Source organism: Bacillus sp. YC2 (assembly GCF_019891195.1).
Taxonomy (GTDB): Bacteria; Bacillota; Bacilli; order Bacillales; family Bacillaceae; genus Bacillus.
On sequence record NZ_JAHXDO010000001.1, the window covers coordinates 964135 to 985512 of the forward strand.

The 21378-nt window shown below is 43.8% G+C and carries 22 protein-coding genes and 1 pseudogene; 5 read left to right on the plus strand and 18 right to left on the minus strand.

All coding sequences use genetic code 11. The features are described 5' to 3' along the window. Window positions 1-31: 31 nt before the first annotated feature. The gene (locus KY305_RS04805) at window positions 32-1480 is read right to left on the minus strand and encodes an aminotransferase-like domain-containing protein (protein ID WP_223061569.1); all 1449 of its coding nucleotides are present in this window, start codon (window positions 1478-1480) and stop codon (window positions 32-34) included. 134 nt (window positions 1481-1614) lie between these two features. Here KY305_RS04805 and KY305_RS04810 point away from each other — a divergent pair, with 134 nt between their 5' ends. The 3 genes and pseudogenes from KY305_RS04810 to KY305_RS04820 all read left to right on the plus strand — a co-directional run bounded on the left by KY305_RS04810 (window position 1615) and on the right by KY305_RS04820 (window position 4757). Next, window positions 1615-2541, plus strand: a complete 927-nt coding sequence (locus KY305_RS04810) for a DMT family transporter (RefSeq protein ID WP_223061570.1) — start codon at window positions 1615-1617, stop codon at window positions 2539-2541. A 135-nt stretch (window positions 2542-2676) separates the two neighbouring features. Further along, window positions 2677-2832, plus strand: a pseudogene (locus KY305_RS04815) (DUF255 domain-containing protein); the annotation flags it as partial. A gap of 35 nt (window positions 2833-2867) precedes the next feature. Beyond that, window positions 2868-4757, plus strand: a complete 1890-nt coding sequence (locus KY305_RS04820) for a thioredoxin domain-containing protein (protein WP_223061571.1) — start codon at window positions 2868-2870, stop codon at window positions 4755-4757. Here KY305_RS04820 and KY305_RS04825 read toward each other — a convergent pair. Then, window positions 4754-5650 carry a CPBP family intramembrane glutamic endopeptidase gene (locus tag KY305_RS04825; protein WP_223061572.1) on the minus strand — a complete coding sequence of 299 codons (897 nt, stop codon included), beginning with the start codon at window positions 5648-5650 and terminating at the stop codon, window positions 4754-4756. The two genes, KY305_RS04820 and KY305_RS04825, sit on opposite strands and share 4 nt — an antisense overlap. 217 nt (window positions 5651-5867) lie before the next feature. Between KY305_RS04825 and KY305_RS04830 the strand changes: the two genes are divergently transcribed. After that, a complete protein-coding gene (locus KY305_RS04830) occupies window positions 5868-7199 on the plus strand; it encodes an MFS transporter (RefSeq protein ID WP_223061573.1) in 1332 nt (443 codons plus the stop codon). 32 nt (window positions 7200-7231) lie between these two features. Here KY305_RS04830 and KY305_RS04835 read toward each other — a convergent pair whose 3' ends face one another. From KY305_RS04835 to KY305_RS04895, 13 genes are all read right to left on the minus strand, one after another. Next, window positions 7232-7612 carry a VOC family protein gene (locus KY305_RS04835; protein WP_223061574.1) on the minus strand — a complete coding sequence of 127 codons (381 nt, stop codon included), beginning with the start codon at window positions 7610-7612 and terminating at the stop codon, window positions 7232-7234. Window positions 7613-7662: 50 nt separating this feature from the next. Then, window positions 7663-8607 carry a transcriptional regulator CcpB gene (locus KY305_RS04840; RefSeq protein WP_223061575.1) on the minus strand — a complete coding sequence of 315 codons (945 nt, stop codon included), beginning with the start codon at window positions 8605-8607 and terminating at the stop codon, window positions 7663-7665. 63 nt (window positions 8608-8670) lie between these two features. Then, a complete protein-coding gene (locus tag KY305_RS04845; protein WP_223061576.1) occupies window positions 8671-9429 on the minus strand; it encodes an exodeoxyribonuclease III in 759 nt (252 codons plus the stop codon). A 17-nt stretch (window positions 9430-9446) separates the two neighbouring features. Further along, the gene (locus tag KY305_RS04850; protein WP_316252429.1) at window positions 9447-10262 is read right to left on the minus strand and encodes an SPL family radical SAM protein; all 816 of its coding nucleotides are present in this window, start codon (window positions 10260-10262) and stop codon (window positions 9447-9449) included. A 2-nt stretch (window positions 10263-10264) separates the two neighbouring features. Continuing rightward, window positions 10265-10780 carry a methylated-DNA--[protein]-cysteine S-methyltransferase gene (locus tag KY305_RS04855; RefSeq protein ID WP_223061577.1) on the minus strand — a complete coding sequence of 172 codons (516 nt, stop codon included), beginning with the start codon at window positions 10778-10780 and terminating at the stop codon, window positions 10265-10267. A gap of 16 nt (window positions 10781-10796) precedes the next feature. Then, window positions 10797-11357 carry a bifunctional transcriptional activator/DNA repair enzyme AdaA gene (locus KY305_RS04860; protein WP_223061578.1) on the minus strand — a complete coding sequence of 187 codons (561 nt, stop codon included), beginning with the start codon at window positions 11355-11357 and terminating at the stop codon, window positions 10797-10799. A gap of 311 nt (window positions 11358-11668) precedes the next feature. Continuing rightward, the gene (rpsR, locus tag KY305_RS04865) at window positions 11669-11908 is read right to left on the minus strand and encodes a 30S ribosomal protein S18 (protein ID WP_004392983.1); all 240 of its coding nucleotides are present in this window, start codon (window positions 11906-11908) and stop codon (window positions 11669-11671) included. A gap of 43 nt (window positions 11909-11951) precedes the next feature. Next, window positions 11952-12470 (minus strand): single-stranded DNA-binding protein SsbA, encoded by a 519-nt coding sequence (gene ssbA, locus KY305_RS04870; RefSeq protein ID WP_003219228.1) that lies wholly within the window; start codon window positions 12468-12470, stop codon window positions 11952-11954. A gap of 39 nt (window positions 12471-12509) precedes the next feature. Beyond that, window positions 12510-12797, minus strand: coding sequence for a 30S ribosomal protein S6 (gene rpsF, locus KY305_RS04875; protein ID WP_061522749.1), 288 nt, complete (start codon window positions 12795-12797; stop codon window positions 12510-12512). A gap of 110 nt (window positions 12798-12907) precedes the next feature. Next, on the minus strand, window positions 12908-14008 hold the full coding sequence (ychF, locus tag KY305_RS04880) for a redox-regulated ATPase YchF (RefSeq protein ID WP_061522748.1): 1101 nt from the start codon (window positions 14006-14008) through the stop codon (window positions 12908-12910). A gap of 126 nt (window positions 14009-14134) precedes the next feature. Continuing rightward, entirely contained in the window at window positions 14135-16138 is a 2004-nt protein-coding gene (locus KY305_RS04885) for a molybdopterin-dependent oxidoreductase (protein ID WP_223061579.1), read from the minus strand. Between the two features lie 46 nt (window positions 16139-16184). After that, window positions 16185-16391 (minus strand): DUF951 domain-containing protein, encoded by a 207-nt coding sequence (locus tag KY305_RS04890; protein WP_007615075.1) that lies wholly within the window; start codon window positions 16389-16391, stop codon window positions 16185-16187. Window positions 16392-16476: 85 nt separating this feature from the next. After that, window positions 16477-17538, minus strand: a complete 1062-nt coding sequence (locus KY305_RS04895) for a YkvI family membrane protein (RefSeq protein WP_214800319.1) — start codon at window positions 17536-17538, stop codon at window positions 16477-16479. 364 nt (window positions 17539-17902) lie between these two features. On the opposite strand from KY305_RS04895, the gene yyaC reads away from it, so the two are divergent. Beyond that, window positions 17903-18517 carry a spore protease YyaC gene (yyaC, locus tag KY305_RS04900; RefSeq protein ID WP_223061580.1) on the plus strand — a complete coding sequence of 205 codons (615 nt, stop codon included), beginning with the start codon at window positions 17903-17905 and terminating at the stop codon, window positions 18515-18517. Window positions 18518-18545: 28 nt separating this feature from the next. Here the strand turns inward: yyaC and KY305_RS04905 are convergent, their stop codons facing one another. The 3 genes from KY305_RS04905 to noc all read right to left on the minus strand — a co-directional run bounded on the left by KY305_RS04905 (window position 18546) and on the right by noc (window position 21306). Then, window positions 18546-19397, minus strand: a complete 852-nt coding sequence (locus KY305_RS04905; protein ID WP_223061581.1) for a ParB/RepB/Spo0J family partition protein — start codon at window positions 19395-19397, stop codon at window positions 18546-18548. Then, window positions 19390-20151, minus strand: coding sequence for a sporulation initiation inhibitor protein Soj (gene soj / locus KY305_RS04910; protein ID WP_007409899.1), 762 nt, complete (start codon window positions 20149-20151; stop codon window positions 19390-19392). The genes KY305_RS04905 and soj overlap by 8 nt, the downstream gene beginning before the upstream one ends. 303 nt (window positions 20152-20454) lie before the next feature. After that, on the minus strand, window positions 20455-21306 hold the full coding sequence (gene noc, locus KY305_RS04915) for a nucleoid occlusion protein (RefSeq protein ID WP_214800323.1): 852 nt from the start codon (window positions 21304-21306) through the stop codon (window positions 20455-20457). Window positions 21307-21378 lie beyond the last annotated feature (72 nt).

Below are 21378 nucleotides of genomic sequence, written 5' to 3' on the forward strand. Positions count from 1 at the left end.
GTCTCTTTCTTTTAAAGTAATCATTATATATTTATCTACTTGCTAATTCCTTAATAATCAAACCCAATTCATAAATTCCCTTTTGAAGGTCTTCAAGAGATGCATAAGCATATGATAAGCGAACATAATTCCCTTTTTCCTGAGCATAGATACTGCCGAGATTGAGAAGTATCCCTTTTGTTAAAGCTTTTGTATAAAGTAATTTCATAGATATTGAAGGCAGTATTTTTACCCAGACAAAGAATCCCCCCTTTGGAATATTCCATGTAGCTACATTCTTCAAATTGGTTTCTAAAGCACTCATGACCAATTGCCTTCTCACCTTTAATTGACTTCTAACCTGTTCTAGATGTTGCTGGTATTCACCGGATGTAAACCACTCTGCCGCTACTCTTTGAGATAACGAACTAGATCCGTAATCTGTTTGCATTTTTATGTCGGATAAACGTTCAATCACTGGTTCTGGTCCGACCATCCATCCAATTCTTAAGCCTGGGCTTAATGTCTTAGATAAACTTCCTATGTAAAGCACATGCCCATTTTTATCTATTGTTTTAATAGGATCTGGAGGAAGCTCATCTATCCATAACTCACGATAAATGTCATCTTCAATAATGGGAAGCTGTGCATTCTCACTTGCCGCAAGGATTTCTTCTCGTCTCTTTTTTGACATTAAAATACCTGTCGGATTATGAAAACAAGGATTTGTATATAATATAGCCCTCCCCCGTTCTCCCCTTGTCATATGGATATGTTCCGGCAAAAGTCCATCATTATCCATAGGAAGTCCAGTCAGCTTCATACCAGCTGATTGAAATACGTGTAATGAATAAAGATAGGAAGGCTGATCAAGATAAACGGTCGAACCTCTTTGCAAAAGCCCCATTGATATAAGCTGTAAGGCTTGCAGTGCACCCGAAACAATAAGAATGGAAGAAGATGAAGCTTGAATTCCGATTGTTCTTAAATAGCCACTTAATGCCTCTCTCAAAGGTAAATATCCTTTTGGTTGCTCATATCCGAATGCCTCTATGTTTTGAGATACCTTGCCCATAATCTCTTTCATAGCAGCTAAAGGAAAAATCTCATTTGAAAGTTCTCCTTTACTGAGCTGTATAAGATCAGAATTTGATTCTGATTTATTGATCTCTTGAACGATTTTTTGGCTTGGCTGCTGGATTCCAGAGGTTACATATTGGTCCCAATTAGGAGCAGAATTCTTAGCCAATAGTGTCCATGTATTGTTGATGACAACTGTTCCTTTACCCTTTCTTCCTTCAATTAACCCATCTGCCATCAATTCCTCAAAAGCTGTAATAACTGTGCTTCGATTTACTTTAAAGTCTTTTGCAAGCGTGCGCTGGCTTGGAATTCGACTTCCAATTGGCCACTCTCCATTTCCTATTTTCTCCTTTATAAAATGAATGATTTGTATGTACTTAGGAAGCTTTTTAATCTTTTTTTCTTCTGGAAAGCTCATAAAAAGTATTCTCCTTAACAACTAAAGTGGTTGGGACAAAATTCGTTTAATTGGTTGAAGTCATTTCAACAAATCTTTATTAGTATAAAACACATTAAAGAATTGGTTGGTTTTTGTAAAGAGGAGTGAAGAACATGCAAAAGAAAACTCTCCAAATCATCATATCTAATAGTCTTATGATTGGTTTGTGGGCATCAGCTTTTCCGGGAATTCGTGTAGGTCTAGAATATTACACACCTGAACACCTTGCTTTATTTCGTTTGGTAATTGGATCTACGGCATTGTTACTTTTTGCTGTTTTGACTCAGATTCGCTTACCTGACATGAAAGATATCCCTGTCATTTTATTTTTAGGGTTTTTAGGTTTTGCGCTATATCACATTTTGCTGAATATCGGTGAAAAAACAGTTAGCGCTGGGATAGCTAGCTTAATTGTGACCACGGCACCGATCTTTTCTGCAATGTTATCTCGTCTGTTTTTTGGTGAACATTTTGGGCTTTATAAATGGATTGGCTCTATCATAAGTTTATTGGGTGTGTCGTTCATTTCATTTGGGGCAGGAGACTATACAAATTCAGTGAAAGGTATTTTGTTTATCTTGCTGGCAGCTTTTTCGGAGAGTATTTATTTCGTTTTTCAAGCTCGCTATATAAAAAAATATGGATTTATTCCATTTGTTACATTCACTATTTGGGGCGGGACAATACCTATGCTTGTTTTTCTGCCGGGCTTAGGGGAAGAATTTTTGAACGCTTCAATGAACTCAACATTGTCTATCGTTTACTTAGGTTTATTACCAACGGTTGTGCCTTACTTTGCACTTGCATATGTAACTTCACTTGTCGGTGCTTCAGAAGCAACCATTTCACTTTATTTAACACCAGCTATAGCCTTGGTCATTTCTTGGGTGTGGATAGGTGAAGTACCTGCGTTTATTGCACTAACAGGCGGGGTGGTTACAGTTGGCGGGGTGTGTTTCACCTATCTAAAAGTAAATAAAATGAAAAAGATTTTAAATCCTTATTTCTCTCTAAAAAGCAATAAGGTGGATGAAGTTTAACCTTGAAAATAGAGTCATAAGTAGGCTCTATTTTTAATGACTTGAGCTTGGTGCAAAAAGTTAGACTTAAATGAATTTTTTTAGAGAATTGTGGTATGTTAAACGTACAAATATTAAAAGAAAGAAGGTGATCCCATGCCAAATAAAAAAGTACCCAATAGATTAATCACTGAGAAGTCACCGTACTTACTCCAACATGCTTATAACCCCGTGGATTGGTATCCTTGGTGCGATGAAGCATTTGAAAAAGCGAAACGAGAGAATAAGCCTGTTCTCTTATCTATTGGGTACGGGTAGCTTAGCGAACGTGTCACTGGTGCCACGTAATGGCACACGAATCCTTTGAGGATGAAGAAATCGCCGGCATTTTAAATGATAAATTCGTAGCCATCAAGGTAGACCGGGAAGAGCGGCCGGATGTGGATTCGGTGTATATGAGAATCTGCCAGCTGATGACGGGGCAGGGCGGATGGCCCCTGAATGTGTTTGTTACGCCTGATCAGAAGCCATTTTACGCAGGAACGTATTTTCCGAAGACAAGCAAATTTAATCGTCCGGGGTTTATTGATGTGCTTGACCATCTGTCCGAGACGTTTGCGAATGATCGGCAGCATGTGGAGGATATAGCAGAAAATGCGGCAGCTCATCTTGAAGTGAAGACCCATCAAACTGAGGGCATGCTCGGCGAACAGGCCGTTCATGACACTTTCCGCCAGCTGGCCGGGGGGTTTGATACGGTGTATGGCGGGTTCGGCCAGGCTCCGAAGTTTCCGATGCCGCATATGCTCATGTTTCTGCTTCGTTACTACAGCTATACAGATAAAGAGCAGGCATTGAACAGTGTGACAAAAACGCTCGACAGTATGGCAAATGGCGGCATTTTCGACCATATCGGCTTTGGTTTTGCGCGGTACTCGACTGATAATGAATGGCTCGTGCCCCATTTTGAGAAAATGCTGTATGACAATGCCCTGCTTTTGACCGCTTATACAGAGGCGTATCAAGTCACGCGAAATGAGCGTTACAGACATGTTGCCAAACAGATCATTACATTTATTCAGCGGGAAATGATGCATGAAGACGGCAGTTTTTTCTCGGCTTTAGATGCCGATACAGAGGGCAAAGAGGGGAAATATTACATATGGTCGAGGAATGAAGTGTTAGATCTTTTAGGAGATGAACTCGGCTCGCTTTATTGCAAAGTGTATAACATCACGGAAAAAGGCAATTTCGAAGGGAAAAATATCCCTCATCTTATTTTCACACGGCTGGAAGACATCCTGGAAGAGACGGGCCTGACAAAGCATGAGCTTAGCGAACGGCTGGAAGACGCAAGGCGGAAACTGTTAGAGGCCCGTGAAAACAGAACCTATCCGCACGTGGATGATAAGGTGCTGACCTCATGGAACGCGCTCATGATTGCCGGACTCGCAAAAGCGGCAAGGACGTTTCATGAACCTGAATATCTCAGCATGGCCGACAAAGCCGTTCGTTTTCTTGAACATCACCTCATGCCAAACGGTCGCGTAATGGTCCGGTATCGTGACGGAGAAGTGAAAAACAAAGGGTTTCTCGATGACTATGCCTTTCTCATGCAAGCTTATCTCGAGCTGTACGAAGCCGATTTTGACACATCTTATTTGCAAAAAGCAAAAGAATTATGCAAGGGGATGCTTCATTTGTTTTGGGATGAACAGCACGGCGGGTTTTACTTCACAGGCGATGACGCCGAAACCCTCCTTGTCAGGGAAAAAGAAGTCTATGACGGCGCCGTGCCTTCCGGAAACAGCATGGCAGCCGTTCAGCTGCTTCGTCTCGGCCGTCTGACGGGTGATGTATCGCTGATCGAAAAAGCGGAAACCATGTTTTCTGTATTCAAACGGGAAATTGAAGCTTACCCAAGCAGCAATGCCTTTTTTATGCAAAGCGTATTGGCACATATAATGCCCCAGAAAGAAATCGTCATATTCGGCAGCAAAGACGATCCGGACAGAAAGCGTTTCATAGAGACTCTTCAGCAGCATTTCACACCCGCGTACACGATTCTCGCAGCAGAAAAACCGGAAGATCTCAAAGACATTGCCGATTTTGCAGCGGAATATCAAATCATCGACGGCAAAACGACGGTTTACATTTGTGAAAATTTCGCGTGCCGACAGCCGACAACAGACATTAATGAAGCCATGAAGACATTACAAATAAGCAGCAGGGATTAAACATCCTGCTGCTTTTTTTCTTTCTTCACAAAACGGAATGCAAGCCATGCAAATACAACGTTGATGGCCAGCGTCGATATACAGTCGTAAAATTCATGGTGACCGGTATATAGAAATAGAGAAGGAATACCGCTGTACACAGTGTGATCCTCGGTGAGAAATATGAATAAAAACATATTGTTCGCGGCGTGCCCGCCCAGCGACAGTTCCAAACTGCCCGTTTTAATACTGATGAAGGTCCATATCATGCCGATGGCGATATATCCAATCCCCGCCCAGAGAGCTCCATTTTCCATTTCCGGATTTCCGAAGTGCAGAGCGCCGAATAACCCTCCGATGATTACGGACAGGATCACCGTGTTTGTTGTCAATTTTCCGGCAAACTGAAGCAGGAAGCCGCGAAATAGAAATTCCTCCGCAGAGGTTTGAAACGGCACCAAAAAGATCGCTGCCGCTAACAGCCATAAAAAGCGGGAAGCATGGAATTCCTGCAGTGAGAAACTATCATGATTGACCGCAAAATCGATCAGCTCCGCTATGATCATCAAGATAAAATAAGTGCCGAATCCAAAGAAAATCCTCTTCCAATTCAGCGTCCGATTCGGTGTGATGATTGATAAAAACCGGCGTTTCATGATAAATCGAACGGCAATCCATATGCCCGGAATCGCTATAAAATATACGATATGCTGCAAATAAATGTCTGCCAGCGGGTCACTTAAAACCCCCTCATCCCAATCGAATGTTAACGAAGGCTCAATAACGGACGTGAGAACCATATAAAACACAGCCACAATACTTCCAAAAAAGAATAAACCCACGATTAATAATATAGAAAGGAGATATCTCCAAACACTATTTTTGCCTTCTAAAGGCCGTATAAATGTATTCATTTTTATGTATCAGCTTCCTTTCCTTGAACATTTTACTATATGAACGGCATCCTATATAGGAAAATTTTATAAGTCCTTAAGAAAAAAGCGCTATTCCATTTCCTCGGTCTCTGGTTATTTAAACTCTTTTTTCGAGACAGAAAGACCATTATAATGTATTTGCAGGATGAAATTTACAGTATTTTCTGATTACAACAGTCAAATCAGGGGGTTTTTTATGAAAAATCAGTCATTCTCAAACGTCGCGAATCGATTAGACCGTCTCCCCATTTCGCGTGTGCACTACCAAGTGTTAACCGCTCTCGGAATCATTTATTTCTTCGATCTTGCCGATCTGTTTACGCTCAGCAATGTCGCTCCGGCGCTTATTGAGCATTGGGGCGTAAAGCTGTCCACCATTGCCGATATCACGGCCGCATCATTTTTAGGCATGTTTTTAGGCGCTTCGCTCGGAGGAAGATTAGCTGACCGAATAGGCCGAAAAAAAGCGCTCAACTGTTTTGTCCTTATTTTTTCAATCTCATCCTTTTTAAATGCGTTAGCCTGGGATATCCCTTCCTTAATGATTTTCCGTTTTCTGACCGGACTCGGCGTCGCAGCTGCAATGATCGTGACGAACAGCTATCTGGCGGAATTTTTCCCTTCCTCAGTGCGCGGGAAGTACATCTCCTTTTGTGCAATGATCGGTTTAATAGGCGTTCCCGTCACAAATGTCGTGTCTGCTTTTGTGATTCCTTTAGGCTCATGGGGGTGGCGGCTTGTCTTTGTATGGGGAGCCGTCGGTCTTATTTATTTCTTCTTTATCCGCAGGCTTGAGGAATCACCGCGCTGGCACGAGAACCGCGGCTCTTACGATACAGCGGACGCCATTATGAATCGGATTGAAGCGCGGGTGGAGCAAGAAAAAGGCCCGCTTCCCGCACCCAAGGAGGCAGCAGCTCCGCCAGCCGTCAAGCACGCAGGCTACTTAGGACTGTTTCGAGGAAGAAACTTAAAAATTACCATTATCCTGTCCGCAGTCTGGATTTTTGAAACCTTTGGCTTCTACGGCTTTGCTTCATGGGTGCCCAGCTTATTAAAAAGCAACGGCATCACCATGGAAAAAACGCTTTGGTATAATGTACTTCACTCTGTCGGCGCTCCGCTTGGCGCATTGCTCGGGTCACTGATATCCGAAAGATTCCAGCGAAAATGGATTTTGGCGGCAAGCGCCTTTCTGACCGCAATCGCGGGTCTATTATACGGGATGACGTTTATTCCCATCATGATTATTGTCTTCGGTTTTATCGTCAACATCACGGAACGGGTTTTCACTTCAAACTTATACGCGTACACATCCGAACCATATCCTACCGAATATCGCTCGTCAGGCAGCGGATTGGCGTACGGACTCGGCCGTTTTTCAAATATATTCGGCTCCTTGCTTGTCGGTTTTATTGCCGTAAAGCTTGGCTATGTCAGCGTCTTTGTTTTCATTGGCGGCTGCTGGCTCCTATGTTCCGTCCTATTAATCCTTTTCGGGCCGAAAACAAACGCACAGCAAATCTGATAAGAAAAACAGTGCGGGTACTCTCCGCACTGTTACACTGTAATTTCTATCAAATTGCCTTCCCAATCCTCTATCACACTCTCATAATAACCGTCACCCGTCTCCCGCGGGCCGCTCATTACCTTAAAACCGTCTTTTTTAAAGGTTTCCGTCAGTTCGTTCACCCGCTCCTTGCTGCCGGTTGAAAATGCGAGATGCGCCCAACCTGTCATGTTCTGCGAAGGTGTCTCATTCACATCGCCTTTTTTCATGATTTCCAGTCTGCATCCGGAGTCAAACGAAATAAAATACGATTTAAAATCTTTTTTCTCATTATGGTAAAGGTCATTCGCTTTTCCTTGAAAGTATTTCTCATAGAACTCTTTCATCCGCTCTAAATCCTTGACCCATATGGCCGCATGCTCAATCCTCATCTTCATCCTCCCTTTCCTTATCAATCTAGTTATAAGGCATGAAACCCATTTCAGCTCAAGAGTTTTTTCCTCTGAATTTGGTGCATAATTTGTTTTTTGTCCATATTCCTGTGTAAAAACAAAGAAAAAGCCTCTTTGCCGACCCGTTCTAAATGAAGCTCCAAGGAAGGAATGTTCAAAACCCGGCTGACGCTCAGATTCCCCTCACCAATGATCTCCACATCCCATTTTTGTCTTTGCGCAAAATGGTATAAGCCGGCGGCAACATCATCACTATGCGCATATATGGCCGTCGGTGTTTGGCTGCAGTTGTAAAAGTATGCACCGGCACGCTCTCCGTCGTCCATATCATGACAGTCGACCAAAATACGGCTGTCATCAAGAGCCCCGTAAACAGCCTCATATGCGTTTACTTTATCAGCCGTGCTTGGGCTTTTTTCCGATTCTCGGACACAGGTAAAAGCGACGTCTTGATGCCCGCGGCTTTTTAAATACTGAAAGCTTTCTCTGTACGCTGATAGCCTGTCATTATAAGCGCATGGAATATCCTGATGCTGCGTATATTCACAGGCGACAACAGGCCCGTATTCAAGGTACGGAACCACTGTTTCCCACTCATTCGCGCGGGAGGTGACAATCAATCCGTCAATTTTTTTCATTTTCAACAGCTCGAAATATTTTATCTCAATATCGGGGTCGTAATTGGTGGGGAGAAGGGTTGTCACATAGTCATGAGCAAAGGCTTCCTTTGTGATACCGTTTACAATTTTATCAAAGCAAGGATGGTCGCTGTAAGGCAGAATCACGCCGATCGTATTGGTCTTTCCGCGAATGAGATCAATGGCAGTGCGATTGGGCGTATAATCCAATTCCTTCATCACTTGATGCACAAGCTGCCTTTTCTCTTCAGACACGTACGGATGATGATTTAACACGCGGGACACGGTGGCTACCGACACATTCGCCAATTTTGCAATCTCTTTTATATTTACCATGTACTCCTCCAGTTTCGGTGATAAGAAAAGCAGCAAGAGCGGAAAACTCTTACTGCTATCTCATCATAAATCAATTGTAATTTCAACAGGGCAATGGTCAGAACCCATCATGCCGGCACAAATATTCGCTTGGCTGATCCGTTCCTTCAGCCTGTCCGAGACGATGAAATAATCAAGGCGCCAGCCGATATTTTTATCCCGTGCATTCAGCCGGTAAGACCACCAAGAATACGCCCCCTCCACCTTAGGATGCAAATAGCGGAATGAATCGGTAAATCCGCCTTCTAACAATGAGGTAAAAGCCGCCCGCTCCTGATCGGAGAAACCTGCGTTCTTCCGGTTGGCTTTTGGATTCTTCAAGTCAATCTCCCGGTGCGCCACGTTCAAATCGCCGCATAAAATGACAGGCTTTTTCCGATCAAGCTCCTGCAAATAAGCCTTAAAATCCGCTTCCCATTGAAGCCGATAATCAATTCGTTCCAATCCGCGTTTAGCATTGGGCGTGTAGCAGTTGACAACATACACATTCTCAAACTCCAGCGTAATCACTCTGCCCTCTTGATCATGCTCTTCTATTCCCAATCCGTACGATACACATAGCGGCTCTTGTTTTGAAAAAACAGCGGTGCCCGAGTACCCTTTTTTCTCCGCATAATTCCAATATGCATGATATCCTTCGGGCCGCAATGATACCTGTCCGTCCTGTACTTTTGTTTCTTGCAGACATAGAATATCTGCTTCCTCCTCCTGTACATATGCAACCATATCCATTTTTTTCATCACGGCCCGCAAGCCGTTGACATTCCAAGAAATAAGTTTCATTGCTCCCCTCCTGATATTCACGGCAAAAATCCGTCACGGCTCACATACAGCTGATCCCGTGAAAAAACGTCTGCCATTCTGTTATAAACTTTACGGTAAGCACCGGGAGAGTACCATTCCCGCATATCCAATTCCTCATAGATCGATTCAATTCCCAGCTGCCTTGTCCGCTTGCCGCCGCTTCCGTCTCCCATAAAATAATCATCAATACAAACACGGGAGACGTGCGGCGCGAGTTTCTGCGGAAATGCTTCTGTGCTTGGCAGAATGGGCGCAACCGCCGCTTGAACCGGAATCCCCGCTTCAGAAAGAATTTTCAGCGTATGAAGCCTTCCTTGAATCGAAGGCGCATTCGGGGCAAAACGCCTCCGAATATCCTCTCTGTCCGTTTCTATCGTTATGCTGACTCTGACTCTATCTTTTAACATTCCTAACAAATCAATATCCCGCTGAACAAGCGGACTTCTCGTCTGCACCAATAAGAAGTCCGGCTGATTGACCGACATGACCTCTATTAGTGTCCGCGTAATCCTCTCTCGCTGTTCAATCGGCTGATACGGATCTGTACTGGAGGACATAAAAATCGTGACACTGCCTTTTTTCTTCGCCCTTGTGAGTTCTTTCTCCAGAAGCTCTGCGGCACCCTGCTTAATGTCGACCCATGTTCCCCATTCTTCTTTTCGGAACGATGAAACAGGCATGCGCCGTACATAACAATAAGAACACCCAAATGTACAGCCTGTATATGGATTTAGCGTGTGGCTGTACCCTGATAAAAATCCTGAACCTTTGTTTAACATTGTTTTCGGCTGTTTATATAATAAGTGCTTCACCGTTACATCTGCCTGCCTTCTAATGCCAGCAATTGCTTTTTCATTTCTAAGCCGCCTCTGAACCCAGTTAATTTCCCGTTTTTCCCGATAACACGATGGCACGGAACCGTAATTAACACAGGGTTTGCACCGATTGCGGCACCTACGGCTCTGACTGCTTGCGGTCTATAAATCTTTTCCGCTACGTCAGAGTAGGAGAATGTCTCCCCGTACGGTATGTCCTGAAGCGCCTTCCATACAGCAAGCTGAAACTCCGTCCCGCGAAGATCAAGCGGCATTGTAAATGCTGATTTGCCGTTTTTGATATAATCATGCAATTCAGCTGTGTAAGGCTCAAGTTTTTCATCATCGCGCACCAATCGGCATTGCGGCATTTTTTTCCCGGCCCACTGCTCCAATTCATCCAGTTTCCCCTGGTTCGAGCCGATAAAGCAAAGGCCCTTGGAGGTGGCAGCCATATATAAACTCCAATCATTCCATGTAAATAGTGTCCAATATACAGTTATCTCATGAGTCATGATGAACCTCCTTGTCCTATCTTTGTGATTTTCTGTACTCCGTTGGCGAACTTCCCGTTTTTTTCTTAAAAAGAGTCGCAAAATGGGAAGTGTTCGAAATCCCGATGGCCATCGCAATCTCCGTGACTGTCTTATCAGTCAGCTTCAAAAGGCGCTCAGCCGTTGCTACCCTTATGTTCTGTATATATTCATTCGGAGTCGTGTCCCTGATCTTTTTAAATGTCCGCTGTAAATGATACGGGCTTCCGTGACACATATCAGCCAGCGTCTCCAAAGTAAGTGATTCATGATAATGGCTGTCGATATACTCAGTGATTTGCGTGACCCACTCTTCATCAGGCAGACGGAGTCCGTTCGGCCGGCATCGTTTGCACGGACGAAAGTGTTCGGCCAGTGCCTCATCCGCCGTTTGAAATACCACCACATTTTCTTTATTCGGAACTCTGGATTTACAAGAAGGCCGGCAGAAAATCCCCGTCGTTTTCACCGCATAAAAAAACGTCCCATCATAGGAAGAATCATTGTGAATGATCGCGTTCCACTTTTCCTCCGTCAGGACATGTCTTTCTGTTCCCATCTGAATCACCTCCTCCTTCAGTATAAACAAAAACAGTACGTATGTACGCATTTTTGAATAGGCGAGCAAGATAACAAAGATTAACTTTATGAAAACCGTCTCGAGGTCATTTGAAGTAATCCGGCTGTTTTTTCAATGTTTCATGTGAAACATTCCGTACATCGCTGTATTGAAGCAAGTGACAGGGGAGAAACGGATAAAGACACAAACTGAGAGGGGCGATTCTCGGAGACATGAGGTCAGGCGGAAGCAGCGCTATAAATCAAAAAAAGAGCAGGAACCCAAAGGTCCTTGCTCTTTTATCTATCGGCTTACTCGCCAGTTACGTATGGAAGTAAAGCCATTTGACGTGCGCGTTTGATCGCGATAGTCAATTTACGTTGGTATTTTGCGTTTGTTCCAGTTACACGGCGAGGTAAAATTTTACCACGCTCAGAAACAAACTTTCTAAGAAGATCTACATCTTTGTAATCGATGTGCGTAATGCCGTTAGAAGTGAAGTAACAAACCTTACGGCGTTTCGCACGACCGCCTCTGCGTCCTCCTGCCATTGTCATTTCCCACCTTTCCTGTTATGAATATAGCGATAATCTATTAGAACGGAAGATCATCATCCGAGATATCAATCGGCTTGCCGTCGTTGGCAAATGGGTCATCATTAAAGCTGTTCCCTTGATTTCGTCTCTGGTTGTTCTGATTTCCGCCGAACGGATTATCATTTTGGCCTCCGCCAAAGTACTGGCCTCCGCCGCTGTTTCCTTCGTTGTATCCACCTGAACCAGAACCGCCGCCATTTTTAGGCTCAAGAAATTGAACACTTTCAGCTTGGACTTCGGTCACGAAGACACGCTGTCCCTGCTGGTTTTCATAGTTTCTTGTCTGCAGTCGGCCGTCTACGCCTGCAAGGCTTCCTTTTTTGAGGAAGTTTGCAACGTTTTCGGCTTGTCTTCTCCAAGTGACACAATTAATGAAATCGGCTTCACGTTCTCCGGACTGATTCGTGAATGTACGATTCACAGCAAGAGTAAACGTGGCAACAGCCGCACCGTTTGGCGTATAACGAAGCTCTGGGTCTTTTGTCAGTCTTCCGACTAATACAACTCGGTTAAGCATAAGAAAGACCACCTTTTAACATTATATATTTCAAATTGCTTATTCTTCTTCTTTAACAACGATGTGGCGAATGATGTCGTCACTGATCTTAGCCAAACGGTCGAATTCAGCAACCGCTGCAGCATCAGACTGAACGTTTACGATTTGGTAGAAACCGTCGCGGAAATCGTTGATTTCGTATGCTAAACGACGTTTACCCCAATCTTTTGTTCCAGTGATCTCCGCTCCGTTAGAAGTCAAAACGTTGCTGAAACGCTCGATAACTGCCTTCTTTGACTCATCGTCAATGTTCGGACGGATAATGTACATAACTTCGTACTTTCTCATCTGTTTGCACCTCCTTTTGGACTAAGCGGCCCTAAATGGGCAAGGAGCAATAATTCTATTACTCACAAGTTTATATTATACCAAAGCTCTTGTCCCTTTACAACTGTGTCCTATACATTAAATCGGAAATGAATGACATCTCCGTCTTTTACAACATATTCCTTACCTTCAAGGCGCACTTTTCCGGCTTCTTTAGCTCCTGACATACCGCCGCCTGCGAGAAGATCCTCATAAGCAACCGTTTCAGCGCGGATAAAGCCGCGTTCAAAGTCAGTGTGTATGATTCCCGCACACTCAGGTGCTTTCATGCCTTTTTTGAACGTCCATGCACGAACTTCCTGTTCGCCTGCCGTGAAGTATGTCGCAAGGCCGAGAAGAGAATAGGATGCTTTAATCAGCTGATCAAGACCTGATTCTTCGATTCCGAGCTCTTCAAGGAACATTTGCTTTTCTTCGCCTTCAAGCTCAGCAATTTCAGATTCAATTTTCGCGCAGACAACGATGACTTCGGCGTTTTCGCCCGCAGCATACTCACGGATTTTCGCGACGTATTCATTTCCTGACGGATCAGCCACTTCATCTTCGCTCACATTCGCCACATACAGCACCGGTTTTGACGTCAGCAAATGCAGCTGTTTTACAAGCTTTTGCTGTTCTTCCGTAAATTCAACGGAACGGGCCGGCTTTTCTTGCTCAAACGCCTCTTTCAATTTAGACAAAATATCAAACTCGATAACAGCTTCTTTGTCTTTTTGCTTTGCAAGCTTGCTCACACGCACGATGCGTTTTTCGACCGTCTCCATGTCAGCAAGGATCAGCTCAAGGTTAATCGTTTCAATATCATCAATCGGATCAACTTTTCCGGAAACGTGTGTAATATTGTCGTCAGCGAATGCACGCACAACGTGACAGATCGCATCAACCTGGCGAATATGTGAAAGAAATTTATTTCCGAGTCCTTCACCTTTTGACGCGCCTTTTACAATCCCGGCGATATCTGTAAACTCAAACGCAGTCGGCACCGTTTTTTTCGGTTTGACCAGTTCAGTCAGCTTTTGCAGACGTTCGTCAGGCACTTCCACGATTCCGACGTTCGGATCAATCGTACAGAACGGGTAGTTGGCTGATTCGGCACCAGCCTGGGTAATTGCATTAAACAACGTCGATTTTCCGACATTCGGCAAACCGACAATTCCAGCAGTTAAAGCCATTCTTTCATCTCCTCTATATCAAACCATCATCGTATAAACGTAATGTAAACCTAGAGCAATTATAAGGAGGTTCATGTGAAAAGACAAGCTGGGAAAAAAGCATTTCCGGCTCTCTCTTTCCTTAGATTATCCTTTTTTAACCGCTACCAGACAGTCAAAAAGCGTACTTCCCATTCCATTATCGGAATTTGTATCATTTGTGAGCGTGTTGACAGAGCCGCCGAATACAGACCACATGCCTTCATCTATATTCACCGTCTTCGGGTGTGCCTTCTTCATCACTTTCACCTTTCCGCGCAGACGCCCCCGGTCATTGAACACTTCTGCCGTATCTCCGTCATGAAGAGAAAGCTCCTCCGCAATATCCGGTGAAAGATCCACCTGCACTTGCTGAAGCTTATCAATAAACGGGACGTGCTGCGAATGATTAGAGCGCTGCGGATGAATGGACAATAACGTATACGGGTATTTCTCAGCAAGCTCTCCGTCATGATAAACAGACTCCTCCGGCACTTCCAATTGAGGCAGGCCGCTGTATCCTTTCTCCTCTGCAAGAGAAGACACAAACTCAAATTTCCCGCTCGGCGTCAAAAATTGATAATCATCCCACGGAACCTGCTTAACCGGAAGCGGCAAATGGCCCTTTTCCTTTAATTTTTCAAGGGTGATTCCCTCAGGCTCCAAAGAAGAAAGCCCCATTTGCAGAAATTCTTCCGTGCTATAGTCAAACAGCTCACCAAATCCGAGACGCTTTGCAAGCTCTGTCCAAATCCAGCGGTCGGATTTTGCTTCTCCCTGCGGTTCCACAAGCTTTTTGCCGTATTGTACATAGTGATGATACATACTTGAGTAATAAATATCCTCTTCTTCAAAAACAACAGCCGTCGGTAAAACATAGTCACAGAGCTTCGCCGTATCGGTCATGATAGAATCAATGGCCACTGTGACCGGCGTTTTCTCAAATGCTTCCTTTACTTTTCCGGTATTGGGCACTTGCGTGAGCGGATTGCCGCACGTGACAATGATCATCTCAATAGGAGGATCAGCTGCATTGAGCGCCTCTTCGGCCTGCGTCATCATCGAAAACGTTCTCGTGCTTTTTTTCAGCTCAGGACGTGTGATACCGGGTTTTGCAAAGCTTTCACCGACTTGGACATTCCCAAAATTCGCTCCGCCGCCTTTGATCCCGACATTCCCGCTCGCAGCAGCCAAAGCGTCAATCCAGCGTATCGTCCCGCCGCCATTTTTATATCGCTGCATCCCAAGACCCATAAACGTAGAAGCGGGTCCATCGGCATATAAATCAGCAAGATATTCAAGTTCTTCTATATCCGTTTCTGTTTTCTCAGTAATTTCTTCTAACGAGATCGTTTGTAACAGCTTTTCTATTTCTTCAAAACCGACGGAATGCTGCTGAATAAAATCCGTATCCGTTCTGCCGGTTTGCCACAATATTTTTAATACACCTGCGGCAAGCCAGCCATCCATTCCCGGTTTGACAGAGATATAACGATCCGCAAGCTTCGCAGTCGGGTTGAAAATCGGGTCAATGACCGTCAGTGTCACACCCTTTTTCTTCACCTGCTGCAAGTGATGATAGAGGTGCATATTCGTACGGGAAACGTTTCTGCCCCATACAATGACATGCTTACTATGATAAATATCAAGCGGCCCATGCCCGTAAGAACGCCCGAAATCCCAGCGCTGCGCTTCAATGCCGGAACCCCAGCAAATGCTTCCCGTAATCTCAGTCACACCGCCGTAGCCATTGAAAAATCGCTGGTCAAGTGCCTTTAACAGACCGTTATTGGCATAATCATGGCTATGAAGCACCGCGGTTGTGCCGGCTGTCTCCTTGATTACCGCCATTTTTTCCGCAATTTCATCCAATGCCTGCTCCCAGGAAATACGGACAAACTCGCCGTTCTGCTTTTTCAAGGGGAAACGAAGCCGTTCCGGTGCATTGGTTTTCGTCTCAAGCATTCTGCCCCGGCCGCAGATTTTTCCTTCTGTAATTGGATGATTCGGGTCGCCGTCTACTTTTGTTACCTTGCCATCCTCTACTGTCACCAAAAAACCGCAGCTGTCCCAGCAATTCAGCGGACATGCTGACTGATGCACTTTGCTCATCAGGTCTCTCCCTCTTTTCTATATGAAAAAGCATGAGCGCCAGCCTCTATGAAGTAGGCTCCTCATGCTTGACGAGTACTTTTTTCAGCTTTCTTTCAAAATCTCTTCTCGGAATCATGACACTGTGGGAACATCCCATGCATTTAATCCGAATATCCATTCCCATCCGAATGATTTTCCATCTGTTCTCACCGCACGGGTGCGGTTTCTTCATTTCAACAATATCATTCAGGCCAAAGTCTTTATCCGCCAAGACCCTTCACCTCTCTTCATAGACTGCTTTATTTATTGTACAAAAAAAGAGCGGATAAGAGCAATGACCGCACTCAAATTGACCCTTATATTTTTTTCCATTTACCTAATATAGGATAAAGCAGCAAACACACCAGCAAATAAAGATTCAAAAGCCCGTAAATAGGATATAAAAAAGCGATCAAATCTGAAAAACCAATTGTTGTAAAAGGCACCATCGCGGCCAAAAGGAGGAAAACGAGCGCCCACCTCGGCATTTTTACAAACGCAAGCATACGGCTCGACAATCCGAATAACCCTGCCACAGTTGTTGTATATATCGCCAAAAACAGCACGGCGGTCATACAGAGAAATAACGGATAGGGAGCACCCTCAAGAACGGCGAAAAGGGGGATCTCATATTGTGAAAGACTGCCTGAAAGCTGTACAAGTGTCTCATTATAAACAAATGAAATGACGCCAAAGATCAACCCGCTCGCCACACTGGCGATTTTCGCCTCCCCAAGTCCTTTCATATCCTTCCCGACAGAAGAAAGGATTGCCACAACCGAAAGAATATTTAAAGAGGTAAATGTAATACTCGCCGGCCAATTGTATTGCCGTGCCAAATCGATGGTCCATGTATAGTGATGGGTTGTCTGAAAAAAAATCAATGCATAAAGCAGGCCAGCCACAAGAATCGGTATCAAAATACTATTTAACGATAATATCCCTTTGATATCCCAAAAGAATAAACAGACGGTAACCCCGCAAAAAAGCAAAATGCCAATCCAAAACGGAAGCTTGTACATCTGCAGGGTCACTCCGCCTCCCGCAATCATTACCATTGTTGTCGAAAATAAATAAAACATAATAAGAACATCATAGATTTTGGCAAGCAGCGGCCCCATAAGATGCTCAAGCACCGGTAAGAAATGCGCAGATTGAACCCGATAGCTGATCTTCATCACGATATAAGCCGAAATACTGAACATGACCGTAAACAATACAATAGCCAGTCCGCTTTCCACGCCGAAAAACTGCCATATTTCCTGTCCGCTTGCATATCCGGCTCCAATCAGGCTGCTTAATATGAGCAGCATCCACCTCATCCCGGCTCTCCACAACCTTATCACCTCATAGGTAAAAAATTCTGCTTGTTCCCGCATACTGCTACTATATTGAGGGACTTCAGCAATCATTCATACAAACGGGACAAATATGATGCGATGGCAAATATTGAATAATCAGATTTCTTTGCGTGATAGATCCCCCCTTCGCAAAAAGAGCATCAAAACTATAAAAACAACGATATATCGATATGGTCTTATTTCTTAATTCACATATGAACTTGGAGCAGCACTCCAGATTCATTTTTTATTCTTCCCTCTATTCCTTACCTTCTTTTAAAACTTACCGCACAGCTAATCACTCACATAAGCATAAAAAAAGATGCCGCTGGATATACTGTAAACAACCATCTCAGAAAACTTCAATGTAATATTCGTATGACATGACAAGGAAGTGAACCCTATGAATCGAAAAGGCGGGCTTTTTTCTCAAGAGCGGGCAAAACACTATGTTTCACATACGGATTCTGCTGCCGCAAACCATATACAAACAATCCTCGCTTCATCATTACGTAAAGCAGCCGGCAGACCGTTAGTAACCGTGTGTATCGGCACAGATCGATCTACCGGAGATTCATTAGGTCCGCTCGTGGGATCAAAACTAGAGAAAATGGAATTAGGCAGATTGCATGTATACGGAACTCTGTCAGATCCGGTTCATGCCGTGAATATGAAAGACAAACTCAAGGAAATTCAACACATACATAGAAACCCGTTTATTATTGCTGTCGATGCGTGTTTAGGCCGCGTCAAAAGCGTAGGGTCATTTCAAATCGGCGATGGGCCGCTCAAACCCGGAGCGGGCGTACAGAAAGATCTGCCTGAGATCGGTGACATTCACATTAATGGCATTGTCAATGTCAGCGGGTTTATGGAGTATTTTGTCCTGCAAAACACGAGGCTTCACCTCGTCATGAGCATGGCAAATGTTTTAGCTGAGGGCTTACAATTAACAGATAAGGCAGAAGGAAGACAGGAACGGCTTAATCCGTTTCAAAAGCTTACGAGGCGCATATAAAAAACCATCTTTCAAAAAAGATGGTTTTTTAAGACTCTCTTTCAGACAAAAGCTCAAGAATACGCTCCAGATCATCGTTAGAGAAAAATTCAATCTCAATTTTCCCCTTTTTCTTTTGTCTTTTAATATTTACAGTTGTCCCGAAGTAATTTTGTAAATACGATTCTCGTTCTTTTAAGACAACATCCTGAACAGGTTCTTTTTTCTTTGTTTCACGTGAAACATTGCTGTTTAACTGCTGAATCAGCTGCTCCAGCTGGCGAACGTTTAGCTGTTCGTCAACTACTTTCTTAACTAGCGGTTCGAGCTTATTCTTATTTTTCAAACCAAGCAACGTTCTGCCGTGCCCCATAGATAACGTGCCTTCGGCAATCAGCTGCTGGATGCTCTCAGGCAGTGTCAGTAATCTTAGATGGTTGGCAATATGAGGCCTGCTTTTTCCGAGCCGTTTAGCTAATTGTTCTTGCGTAAGATCTAAATGCTTCAGGAGCGAATCATATGCCAAGGCTTCTTCGAGCGGTGATAAGTCTTCACGCTGAAGGTTTTCCAATAAGGCGATTTCCCGCATCAGTGATTCAGATAACTCACGCACAATAGCTGGCACAGTATCTTTGCCGGCAAGCTTAGCGGCACGATAGCGGCGTTCACCGGCCACAATATCATAGCCCTTTAACGATTTTCTTACTATAATGGGCTGGAGAATACCATGCTGTAAAACAGATTCTTTTAATTCTGCTAATGACTCATCGTCAAAATGCTTTCTTGGCTGATAAGGATTAGGTCGTAAATCGCTGATTTTAATTTCCTCAACTGTCTCTTCAGACAAATCAACTTGATTAAACAACGCATTAATCCCTTTTCCGAGCCCACCTTTAGCCATTCGCTGCCACTTCCTTTGCTAGATCTAAATATACTTCCGCACCTCTCGAACGCGGATCGTATAATATAATCGGCTTGCCGTGACTTGGCGCCTCACTTAAACGGACATTGCGAGGGATAATGGTTTGGTACACCTTATCTCTAAAGTATTTCTTCACCTCTTCTATAACCTGAATGCCGAGATTTGTTCTCGCATCAAGCATTGTCAGAAGAACTCCTTCAATCATTAAGTCGGTATTTAAATGCTTTTGCACGAGCCGCACTGTATTTAATAATTGACTCAATCCTTCAAGAGCGTAATATTCGCATTGAACCGGGATAACGACTGAATCTGAGGCGGTAAGCGCGTTGATCGTTAATAACCCGAGAGACGGAGGACAATCGATAATCATATAATCATAATTTTGTTTAACTGATTCTAATGCTCTTTTTAACCGGACCTCCCTTGAGATCGTCGGAACCAATTCTATTTCCGCTCCTGCAAGCTGTATCGTGGCCGGAATGACATCTAAGTTCTCTACTGAAGTCGGTTTAATAATATCTGTTACATCTGCGTCATCTACTAGAATATCGTACACACAATGATCCACATCGGCTTTTTCAATCCCTAATCCGCTCGTTGCATTACCCTGCGGATCGATATCAACAAGAAGAACCCTTTTACCTATGTAAGCCAAACAAGCCCCAAGATTAACAGAAGTCGTCGTTTTTCCGACTCCGCCTTTTTGGTTCGTAATTGCTATGATTTTTCCCACGATGTCACCTACCTTCACATGAACATGTACTGTCTTGACTCTATATTATCAAAAAAAGAGTAAAGCGTTTTATTTTTTTCATAATTTGTTTATCGGTAAGAGAAAAAAATGCAAAGTAAAAAAACGCTTTCTCTTATAAATTCTCTCATCACGGTACTTTTTTGACTGTAAAAAGGCATTTTACGTTACAGAAAGAAAATTTTTACACTTTTGAAGTTATGGTAGAAACGAGATATTATTATCTTAATATAATTGAAGTTTTTTCCTTATAAATAAAAACTCCCCTGCTCATCAGGAGAGTTTTTATTTAGGTATCCGAATCGTCAATTGAATGTACTCTTCGAATTCTTCTTCCTCGGTATTCAGCCTGACGCCGCTGTCTTCAACCATTGACAGTGACTGGCGGATCGTATTCATCGCAATTCTCGTATCCCTGCTGAACGCCTTGCGTCTCGGTTTCGGTTTCCGCTTATCTTGTTCAAGCATTTTAACCACACGGTCTTCTGTCTGCTTTACGTTTAAGCTTTTCTCAATGATTTCCGCGAGCAATGTGATTTGGAGGTCGGGTTGCTTGAGCGGAATCATGGCTCTCGCATGGCGTTCCGTAATTTTTTTCTCCATAATCGCATCCTGGACTGGTTCAGGCAGCTTTAACAAGCGGAGTTTGTTCGCAATCGTTGACTGGCCTTTTCCTAATCGCTGCGCCAAGGCTTCCTGCGTCAAATCGTGCAGCTCTAACAGCCTTGCATATGCATGCGCTTCCTCAATAGAAGACAATTCTTCCCTTTGCAGGTTTTCAATCAAAGCGACAGATGCTGTTTCCGTATCAGAGAAATCCTTTATAATAGCGGGAATCTTCTCCCATTCGAGCGTCTGTACCGCTCTCCAGCGCCTTTCACCCGCAATGAGCTCATATTGTCCTTCTTGTTCTGTATGTCTGACAACAATCGGCTGAATAATGCCGTGTGTATGAATAGTCATTGCTAACTCTTTGATTTTTTCATCTGAGAAAATGGTGCGTGGCTGAAAACGGTTGGGAACGATAGCATGTACCGGTATTTCGAGTATCTCTTCTTTGTTTGTATCATGCTCAGCTATCTCCGGTTCCTCTTCCTTCTCACCAAGCCCGAAGAAACGAGAGAATGAATGCTTCATGTACCTACACCACCTTTAAAAACTGCCATTTTTATAATTCTATTTTCTCATGGTTTTTCCTGCTGAATCTTC